At 38.1% G+C, this 10,778-nt stretch carries 6 protein-coding genes; 2 read left to right on the plus strand and 4 right to left on the minus strand.

Features of this window, described 5'->3' with window-relative positions; translation table 11 throughout:
• Positions 1-3: 3 nt before the first annotated feature.
• The 4 genes from pdhA to porU all read right to left on the minus strand — a co-directional run bounded on the left by pdhA (position 4) and on the right by porU (position 6,920).
• Entirely contained in the window at positions 4-1,002 is a 999-nt protein-coding gene (gene pdhA / locus G6N06_RS17115; RefSeq protein ID WP_163517809.1) for a pyruvate dehydrogenase (acetyl-transferring) E1 component subunit alpha, read from the minus strand.
• Between the two features lie 207 nt (positions 1,003-1,209).
• On the minus strand, positions 1,210-1,692 hold the full coding sequence (gene cdd / locus G6N06_RS17120; RefSeq protein ID WP_163517808.1) for a cytidine deaminase: 483 nt from the start codon (positions 1,690-1,692) through the stop codon (positions 1,210-1,212).
• 102 nt (positions 1,693-1,794) lie between these two features.
• On the minus strand, positions 1,795-2,994 hold the full coding sequence (porV, locus tag G6N06_RS17125; protein ID WP_163517807.1) for a type IX secretion system outer membrane channel protein PorV: 1,200 nt from the start codon (positions 2,992-2,994) through the stop codon (positions 1,795-1,797).
• Between the two features lie 65 nt (positions 2,995-3,059).
• Positions 3,060-6,920: a type IX secretion system sortase PorU gene (gene porU, locus G6N06_RS17130; RefSeq protein ID WP_163517806.1), complete on the minus strand. Its 3,861-nt coding sequence runs from the start codon at positions 6,918-6,920 to the stop codon at positions 3,060-3,062.
• A gap of 327 nt (positions 6,921-7,247) precedes the next feature.
• On the opposite strand from porU, the gene gldJ reads away from it, so the two are divergent.
• Both gldJ and G6N06_RS17140 read left to right on the plus strand, forming a co-directional pair.
• Entirely contained in the window at positions 7,248-8,918 is a 1,671-nt protein-coding gene (gldJ, locus tag G6N06_RS17135; protein WP_163517805.1) for a gliding motility lipoprotein GldJ, read from the plus strand.
• Positions 8,919-8,985: 67 nt separating this feature from the next.
• Positions 8,986-10,269: a UDP-N-acetylmuramoyl-tripeptide--D-alanyl-D-alanine ligase gene (locus G6N06_RS17140; RefSeq protein ID WP_163517804.1), complete on the plus strand. Its 1,284-nt coding sequence runs from the start codon at positions 8,986-8,988 to the stop codon at positions 10,267-10,269.
• Positions 10,270-10,778 lie beyond the last annotated feature (509 nt).

A 10,778-nucleotide genomic window follows, 5' to 3' on the forward strand; every position in this document is an offset into this window, starting at 1 on the left:
AACTTATATTTTGTGTTGTATAAATGGATAATCTTCTTGCTCATACACGGCATCATACATGACGCTTGTATCTGGATATGGAGATTCGTCAGCAAATTTTTCACATTCTTCTACTCGCTTCTTAACTCTCTTATCAATTTTCTTAAGGTCTTCCTCAGTGGCGTATTTCTTCTCAAGAATAATATCTTTCACTTGGGTGATTGGATCTATTTTTTGATATTCCTTCACCTCATCCTTTGTTCTATAATGCTGAGCGTCACTCATTGAGTGTCCTCTGTATCGGTACGTTTTTAATTCCAAAAATGTAGGTCCATCACCTCGTCGTGCCCGTTTGATAGCTTCATCAAAAGCTTCTGCTACTTTTACCGGGTTCATTCCGTCCACAGGTCCGCAAGGCATTTCATAGCCTAAGCCCAGTTTCCAAATATCAGTGTGGTTAGCAGTTCGAGCTACTGATGTTCCCATGGCATAGCCGTTATTTTCACAAACAAATACCACAGGCAATTTCCATAACATCGCGAGGTTGAAAGATTCATGCAAAGAACCTTGACGCGCTGCACCATCACCAAAACAACATAAAGTCACTGCGTCACTACCATGATACTTATCACCAAAAGCGATACCGGCACCTAAAGGAATTTGACCCCCAACAATACCGTGTCCACCATAGAAGCGATGTTCTTTTGAGAAAATATGCATGGATCCTCCAAGACCTTGAGAAGTTCCTGTGGCCTTACCATATAATTCCGCCATCACGCGTTTTGGATCTTCACCCATGCCAATAGGCTGCACGTGATTACGATAAGCAGTAATCATTTTATCCTTCGTCAAATCCATAGCGTGCAGTGCTCCAGCTAAAATAGCTTCCTGCCCGTTATATAAATGAAGAAAACCTCTTACTTTCTGTTGAATATAAACTGCAGCAAGTTTGTCTTCAAACTTTCTCCAGAACAACATGTCTTCATACCATTTGAGGTAAACCTCCTTTGTTATCTTTTGCATCCGAAATAATTTCTAAAAAATTAAATACATAAATAGTTCGAGTTTAGTGCGCTGAAGCTCCCAATCATGTCAAGAACAATTCAACTTTCAATTTTCTGTTCGTTGTTTTTAAACTCACGAAAAGTTGAACTTCACTAAACGGATAACAAAAGTAACACATTAACCATTAATGAAAAAACTGAAAATCGTAAAACTTCTACGAAATCGTTATAGAACGTTCTTATCAAACACCAACGGGAGAAGATTTGCCAAGGAATGGGACCGGACCACTTTTCCTTTTTCACCCATGTAATAAATTTCAATTGACGCATCCTGCTTTATTTCATACTCTGCAATAGATTGTCGGCATGCTCCACAAGGCGGAATTGGGGAATCGGTTATTTTTAATTTTGACCCAGCAATAATGGCCATTCTTTTAATTTTAACATCAGGAAATTGTGCACCTGCGTAGAAAATGGCGGTTCTTTCGGCACAAAGGCCTGACGGATACGATGCGTTTTCTTGATTGCTCCCGGTTATAATTTCATTATTCTCAAGAAGTATGGCTGTGCCTACGCTAAAGTTTGAATAGGGTGAATACGATTTAGCTCTTGCCTCTGACGCTTTCTTCATTAAAGAGATGACATCTTTGGGAAGTTCATCCAATGAGTCATAGACATTAAGCACGGTTTCGATTTTAATTTCCTTCATGGGTCTATTTATCTATTTTTAAAAATACGATACTTTTTTAGACAAAAAAACTATTGCTTTATAATAGCAATAGTTTTTTTTGTTTTCTATTTAAATGTCGTCTTAGTATTCTCTATAGGTCTCATCCCCAAAATTGAAGGTCAAAGAAAAACGCAAGGTGTTTTCCAAGGGACTTTGAACTTTTGAAGCGGAGAACAAATAAGACATGTCAATATTGATGGTGGTGTATTTAAAGCCCGCACCTAATGCAAAAAACTTACGTGCCCCTTTGTCATCACTTTCATTAAAATACCCTGCCCTGAACGCAAAAGAATCTTGATATTGATATTCTGCACCTAAGGCCCAAGTAAACTCCTTCAATTCTTCACTGAAACCTCCCGGTGCATCACTAAAGGATTGGAACATCCCTTTAAGGAAGTTCACATCTTGCGATTTGCCTTCAACAATAATAGTGGGTTCATTCCCATCCTGTCTTCCATTGCCATTTTCATCAACATAGCCCAAAATAGGAGGTGTCGGCACCAACAATTTAGTCACCTCACCTGTCAGGGCCAAGGTGTTGTACTCATCAAAAATAAAATCGAATCCTCCACCAAGTCTTAAGGTAGTAGGTAAAAAGTTTTCTCTGCCAGCATCGTCATACTTGATCTTTGGTCCAATATTTTGAATGGCAAAACCCAAACGGGTTCTTCCGTTAAAACTATCATAGGCTTCCTCCTCACTTTGATAAAACCCAGAAATATCGGCCGCAACTGAACTCGCTGCCTGTGCTGAATTATCCAAAGCTTGGATTTTTAAATCAGAACGTAAATATCGCAAACCAACAGCCATAGAAAACTGAGTACCCAATCGAAGGGCGTAGGATCCGTCAATAGTAAGTTCATTCGGTTTTGCAAGGAGTGCTTCGGAAAATTCATCCTGTACCAACTCAATTTCGCCCAAGCTAAAATATTTAAAACTCACAGCAAAGGCACTTCCTTCATTGATTCTATTGAAATAAGTAACATTTCCTAAAAAAATATCATTGACCAATTTACTTAAATAAGGCGTATAACTAACAGCAATTCCCGATTTGGTCTCAGAAAAAGCATATTTAGATTGGTTCCATTGTTGGGAAAAGGCATCTACTGAAGTGGCAACACCTATATCTCCCATACCAGCAGCACGTGCATCTGCTGCAATGAGTAAAAATGGAACTCCAGTAGTAATTACCGAAGATTGATTATCAAATATAACAGTTTCCTGAGCAGAAGAAAGATGGTAAATAGTTAATGTAATTAATGCTAGTGCGTATTTTCTCATAAGGTTGTTGGTATTATACACGGCACTTTGAGGGCCATGTATTTAGCAAATATAAATTAATAAAATTATAATATTACAAGTTTCTGGATCTTCTCAACTTGCTTATTTAGCTGATTTGATCTTACTTTTAGTTTATAGACATACACACCTTTCCCGATTTTATCTCCAAAGTCGTCCCGACCATCCCAAACAATGTCTCTTGACAGTGACGAAGCGCCTTCATTGCAGCATCCGCCAGCATTGGTTTGACTATTTATGGTTTTGACAAGCTTACCTGAAATAGTGAATATCTGTATAGAAACGTCTAAAGGTTGCGAACTATTGTGATTGAACCAAAATTCTGTGTAATTTATGAATGGATTAGGGTAATTTAGAACGTTTTCAATCTTTAACTCTTGATCTTTATCATGTACCACAAATTGAATTTCGGCGATACCTGAGTTGTTGTAAACATCCCATGCTTTAAGGGTTAAGGTATGTAATCCGGGTTCTAAATCACGAAAGGGATAAGTGACTACGCCTTTAGTATAGTCATCAACCTGTGCTCTATAGTAATCGTTTAGCACAAACGGATTGGTTTCATCACCATCAATAATGGCTACAATATCATGACCTATACCACTTGCAGTGTTGATGCCATTGCTGTCCTCCAGTTTTGCCAAAAGTGTGGGCGCTTCATTGGTAATACCTCCAGAAACAAAATTCTCGTCATTCATATAGAGCTTTATAACTGGTCCAGTTGTATCTGTTTCTGCATTTTCATTGATCCCTCCCACCAATATATCAAAACTCGCTCCCGCTTGATCCTGCAATGGCACTTCAGATTTTGCATAAAAACTAACTTTACCTTTTCCAACAGGAATTCCAATATCTCTTGGAACCACAAACTCAAAATCAAAATGACCATCGTTGACCGTAGCTTGACCTATAAATATCTTCTCACCTAGGGTGGTGAAGTCCATTGTAACCAATTGTCCATTTTGATAGACATTGTTATTGCCCAATGTTTGTCGCTGAATGTCCTTATCAAAAATAGTTGCAGTGAGCACACCATTGTAGCTGGTCATTAAATTTCCGGCGGGATCCAAAACCTCCCCAGACATTTTAATTTTACTAAGTGCTTTCAGGGTATCATTGGCTTGGCCCAAAGGGATATCGTTTATTTTTGTCAATTGAATATTCGGTTTCGCAATGGCAAGTTTCATTGCCGGATCACCAATAAAAAAGACCAGGCGTCTTTGTTGGATTCCAGAAATGGAAGGATCTATTTTTGTAAGTCGCAAAGCCTCAGCCATTGTTGGATACTCATCCGAACCAAATCCAAAAAGATATTTTTCCAGCTTTATATTAAAGGAAACTCCAACACTGACAAAAATTTGACGCGTGGTCGTAATTAGCGCAATGGCACCCCCTTGAGTGTTCCAATAGGTATATTCTCCCGCGGTTGGACGAAACGGGTTGTCAAAACGCGTGTACTCGCAGGTCACCGTTACAAAACAGTTAAATTTGCAAGTATTTCTTATTTCTTGTGAATCGTTCTTATCAAAAATACGTTCAGATGCCAATCCATCTTCACCGCCATGTCCAAAATAGTTGACCACCAAAGCGCCCACTTCAATAGCATCCTTAATTGCTTTGTTAACCGCCGGATAACGCTCGCCACTTGCTGAAGCCTGTTGTTGGAAGGCGTCGGAATGGATCTTGACCACGTTTAAAAATGGTTTTTCGGCAGTAATGGTTCTTCCAATCTCATCCGTTGTCTCCTGTAGAACACTTTCCCAAGCGATATCTACATCATCCGACATGACCATCACGTTATTTCGCCAACTTCCATAAGATTCATCCTGATAATACAATTCAATCTTATCCACCATTTCCTTGGCGCGTTGTGGTGTCTCTGCCAAAATTCTTCCGACAGCAATATCCAATTTGTTTGAGGCGCCCATATCACCTTCATTAATATCCATCATCCCGAAAAAATCATCAGAAATGAAGGCATTGGTCAGACTAAAACTATCCAATGAATGCCAGGACGGAACAATATTGGTATTATTCGGGATCCTGTCTTTATAATCAAAAGAAGCATCGCCAAAAAGACACAAGTATTTCAGGCGTCTATCTGGCGAACTTGCATTGTGGTACACATAACGCACTAAGTTCCTTATGGCAGAGACATCTTGGTTTCCTGAACTGAACTCGGTATAGATTTCATTTAGTGTGACGACCTTTACATTGAGATCGTTTTGCGTTCTATTTATTTGAGCCAGTCGCTCTGCCTGGGAAACCAAATTGTTTGGAGCAACGATGATATAATCAATATCTTTAAATTGCCCTTGCTCATTTTCAAATATGGTCCCTTTAATATTTTGATTACTGACTTTTGTTTTACTTTCCCGTAAAGGCTCATAGTAATCTGAAGGCGTTACTGCCAAGTATGTTTTAGAAATTCCGGAAATTGATTTAAAATTAAAAACTGAGTTTCCTTCAGTATTGACGACCGTAGTGACATCATATTTATTAGTAATATCCCAAATTTCTGAAACCGAAGCTGCATTGGACAAGCTATACTCTACAATGCCTGGTGTATTGGCCACCTGATTGTTTTTAAACATAAATTGATTGCCTTCAAAAACCAACCCACGCGTGGCTTCAATAGATATATAATCCAAATACCCATGAGAAGTAGGATTTCCTGAATTGTTGTAATTGAGTTTGACCACCACATTGGGAGAGCTCAGTAAGACATTATTATTGAAGAACTTTCCGTCGGCCAGTACCGGAGAACCAATTGGAGAAAACGCAAAATTGGCTACTACATTTGAATTGACCTTAACCTCCATACTTGTGTTTACTTGAGATGTCGATGCGGCATAAACTTTAACACGTGCAGGCTCGGTCGTAACAAGATTAGGAAACTCAAACTCAAACTGCCTCTCGTTTTCAATATCAAACCTCTCGCCAAACCAACGTCTTCCAACACGCACAATATTAATTTCATCAACTTCATGAAACTGATAGTCCTGAAATGTACTCACCAAATAAGTCGAAGCACCCGCTGGCTGAGGCATATTTTGGATCCGCTTGCCTGCGCCGCCACTCACGTTGACGAAATAATAACTCTTATCCGTAAATATATTATTATTGGTATTACTTTCTGCATTATAACCAGTGGGACCTTCGGCATAAAACAAAATATAATCATCACTGTCAAATTCACCATCTTCTTCACCAATAAACTTTATGGCGTTTTCCGTAAGGTCAATGGGATATGGTTCTGAATTGGATAGCGGCAGCATGCCACCTCCATTTCCATAAATTTTAATCGTACGTGGATCTACCGAACTTGTATTCACCCCAAGCGAATTCAAAAAGCCTATGGTCAATTTAAAAACCCCAGACTTATCCACATAAAATCGATACCATTCTCCTGAATTTAATACAGAATTGCTAATACTTTGAGTTTGAAAAGGGCTAGCGGCCGAAGATCGGCTCGCCGTAATATTATAGGAGATAGCAAAAGAGGTAATCTTTTTGTACACGCCATTATCTTTAATGATAGGCGTTAATTCGAGGTAAGCATGCGTTTTCTCTCTTGCCGTTGTATTTTCAAAATGTAATTTTGGAGTTGTAGGAATCGATTCGAGTGGAATTGAACGCAATTCATCTGCAGAAATAATAGCATAAGTTACATTGGTCAGCGTCACTGAGTTCTTATTGATCTTTCCTTCTGATGGCCACTCAGCAAAGAACTTGAGCCCCTTGTCAGTGTCAAAACTAAAATGATCCTTATCAAAATAAGGCACTGTTATGGCCGAAGATTCTGTTTCAAGTAGAATGCTGCCATTCCACAGGATGTCAAAGCGCTTTTCTTGGGAAAAACCTAAAGATGATATTAAAACAAAAAGTAATAGTAACTTTATTCTCATTAGTCTATATAATTCTTTTTCAAAAAACAACCGCAATCTAATACTAATCTCACCAACTGAAACAGCTAATTATATAGAAAGAATAACGTTTGCCCCGATTTGTTAGTATAAAGTCCTTAATTTTTATCCAAAATTACAACAATAATTACTTTTTTTCATCGTTATTGAAATACTAAAAACATCGATAAAATCGCCAAAAATCCGACGTCGTGTTCAAAAAAAGGGATGAAATGCAACTTTTTTTCAATCTATTTGATAAAAACGCTTGTTACTTTCTCTTTAATTACTATATTGCGTCACTAAATTTAATCAGCTTACTTAAAATGTATGGATATGAAAAACATCATTAATATAAAGATTGCATTTGCCCTAATGCTCTCTTTAGCAATGGTTGGATGTAAAAGATCTTCGTCGTCAAACGAGTCTAGAGCTACTGGATGGAAAATAAATGACAAGAACGGAGGTTTTCAATACAACACCAATTTTAAAGAACAAGAAACTTCCCCAGGTTTAGTTTTCGTTGAAGGTGGAACCTTTACCATGGGTAAAGTGCAGGACGATCCTATGCACGATTGGAACAACACACCCAATCAACAACACGTTCAATCCTTTTATATGGATGAAACTGAGGTGACCAACAAAATGTACTTAGAATATCTGGATTGGCTCAAGCGTGTTTATCCACCAGAAGATCCTAATTTCAAATTGATTTATCAAAGTGCACTACCGGATACTTTGGTCTGGAGAAACCGTCTTGGTTATAGTGAAATGATGACCGAGAACTATTTACGTCACCCAGGTTATGGAGAATATCCTGTGGTTGGTGTCAGCTGGATTCAAGCTGTCGATTTTGCAAGCTGGAGAACCGATAGAGTCAATGAATTATATTTGGAACGAGCTGGATTCTTAAAAAGAGATGCCCGTGTAACCGATGTGAATGCTGATGCTAATTTCAACACAGATACCTATATCAATTCTCCAAGTTCGACCTATGGTGGCAACGAAGAAATTCTTGAAGGTGGAAAAAGAAGACAGCAAACTGATGCCGATGGCAACCCAATAAATGTGTACGCCAAGAGAGAATCAGGAATTATATCTCCAGAATACCGTTTACCTTCTGAAGTTGAATGGGAATATGCAGCTCTTGGTTTGAATGAACTAAGAAACTACAATGCTATTCGTGGTAGAAAAAAATATCCTTGGAGTGGCCAATACACCCGTTCTGGAAAAAGAAAGACCAGAGGTGATCAATTAGCCAACTTTAAGCAAGGTAAAGGTGATTATGGTGGAATTGCAGGATGGTCTGATGACGGTGCTGATATTACCAACAAAGTAAAATCATACTTGCCTAACGATTTCGGAATTTATGATATGGCCGGTAACGTTGCTGAATGGGTAGCTGATGTTTACAGACCTATTGTAGATGATGAGTTTAATGATTTCAATTACTACCGAGGTAATGTGTACACCAAAAATGCAATCAATGAAGATGGCACGGTAAAAGTGGTTACCACTGAAGATATTGTTTATGACACCTTAAGTAATGGGCAAGTTGTTCCTAGAAACTTACCTGGAACCATATTACAGGTACCTATCAACGGTGAAGATGCTTATTTAAGAACAAACTTTGACGCCAGTGATAACAGAAACTTCAGAGATGGCGACAGAAGATCATCACGTCACTATACAGATAACTTTAGTGATGATGGCGAAGTGTCTGACACGAGACAAATGTACAATTCTCCAAAACATGAAGTGACTGTTGATTCAACAGGTGCCATTGTAAAAATGATTGACAAATCAAATAACAGAACTTCATTGATCAATGATAATGTAAGAGTTTACAAAGGTGGTTCTTGGAAAGACAGAGCATATTGGATAGATCCAGCGCAGCGTCGTTATTTCCCACAAGACATGGCCACTGACTATATTGGATTTAGATGTGCAATGTCAAGAGTAGGTTCTAAATCAAAACAGAACAATAAAACAAGACATTAGTAATTTATCACAGTAAAATCATAAAAGTCCTAACCTTGAGTTGGGACTTTTTTATTACATTTATTTCATGATTATAGAACAACTCTACCAACATTTCAAAAAATGTTCAACGGTAAGCACCGATACTCGAAAGATAGAAAAAGACAGTCTCTTTTTTGCCTTAAAAGGAGACAACTTTAATGGCAACGCATTTGCCAGCCAAGCGTTGGAATCTGGGGCCAAGTATTGTGTTGTTGACGAAAAACCATACGCTTTAGACCAACGCTATATCCTTGTAGATAACGTTTTGGAAACCTTGCAAAATCTGGCCACATTCCATAGAGTTCAATTAGGAGTTCCCATTATCGCACTTACCGGAAGTAATGGAAAAACCACAACCAAAGAATTGATCAATGCCGTATTATCAAAGACATATAAAACTACGGCCACAATTGGCAACTTAAACAATCATATTGGCGTCCCTTTGACCCTGTTGCGGATGAATGAGACCACAGAAATTGGCATTGTGGAAATGGGAGCCAATCATCCCAAAGAAATTGGTTTATTATGTAAAATTGCTCAACCAGATTACGGACTGATTACCAATTTCGGCAAGGCCCATCTTGAAGGTTTTGGCAGTATAGAAGGCGTGATCAAAGCAAAATCTGAATTGTACGATTATTTAAAGGCAAATCAGAAAACAATTTTTGTCAATGAAAATGATCCACTCCAAATCAAACAGACTTTACATTATGATAAGGTCTACAAATTCGGACTGAGCACCTCTACGGACACCATGCTGGAGCTTATCAACACACAACCTTATGTCATCCTCAGTTATAATGGATCTGTGATTAAAAGTCAACTTACAGGCACCTATAATTTTAATAATATTGCTGTAGCCGTTGCCGTTGGATCATATTTTAATGTTGCGCCAGATCAGATCAAAAATGCCATTGAAAATTACACCCCAACCAATAACCGCTCTCAAATACTCAAAAAAGACAGTAATACCATAATAATGGATGCTTATAATGCCAATCCAACAAGTATGATGGCGGCTTTGGAGAATTTTAAACAGCTACAACAAAAGGGGAAAATGATTTTTTTAGGTGATATGTTCGAATTGGGACCAACTGCCGACACCGAACATCAAGCCATTGTGGATTATCTTGAACAGAACGATCTTGGCAACACCTTTTTGATTGGTAAGAATTTCTATAAGACGAACGTCAAGCATACAAGCATTCTGAAATTTGATGGTTTTGAAGCTTTAAAATCACATCTTCAAAACCATCAAATTAAAGATGCATTTTTATTGATCAAAGGCTCTCGAGGCATGGCTTTAGAGCGGATTTTAGACATTTTATGAATTGATTCATCTTTCTACTGTCACTGTTAACTACTGCTTACTGAAACTCGGAAAATTGTTTTTTACAACGTATCAAATCATTATGATTTCGATTTATTGATAATCGCTTTAAGTCGCTCCTTTCGAAGCGTTTTTTCTTCTTTCTGCTTATTTATTTTTCTATTGAGAAGTTTGGGGTGTGTTGGATTACATTATATGATTTTTGACAACTTTTGCCATTCTTGGTATTTCCCACTAGCAATTTATTCTTAATCCCAACATCCTAAACTTTCTATTTCTTCCAACAATACCTGTTTTAATTTTTTTTAAAACTGATAGGAGTCTCCCTAAGGTCTCAAGGAACATTTAAGGTCTTCGTACTTTGCAATCCTTAAAGTCTTTGACTTGGGATTCTCCCGAACGGGATTAACTGCGTTGATCCAGATAAAGTCCACAACTCCAAATACAATCCCGTGCGCTTGGCAGCGCACTGTGGATTTTTGTTTCCTGCAAACCCTCAAGTCTTTGAC

Source organism: Gelidibacter japonicus, from assembly GCF_010725055.1.
Classification (GTDB): domain Bacteria; phylum Bacteroidota; class Bacteroidia; order Flavobacteriales; family Flavobacteriaceae; genus Gelidibacter; species Gelidibacter japonicus.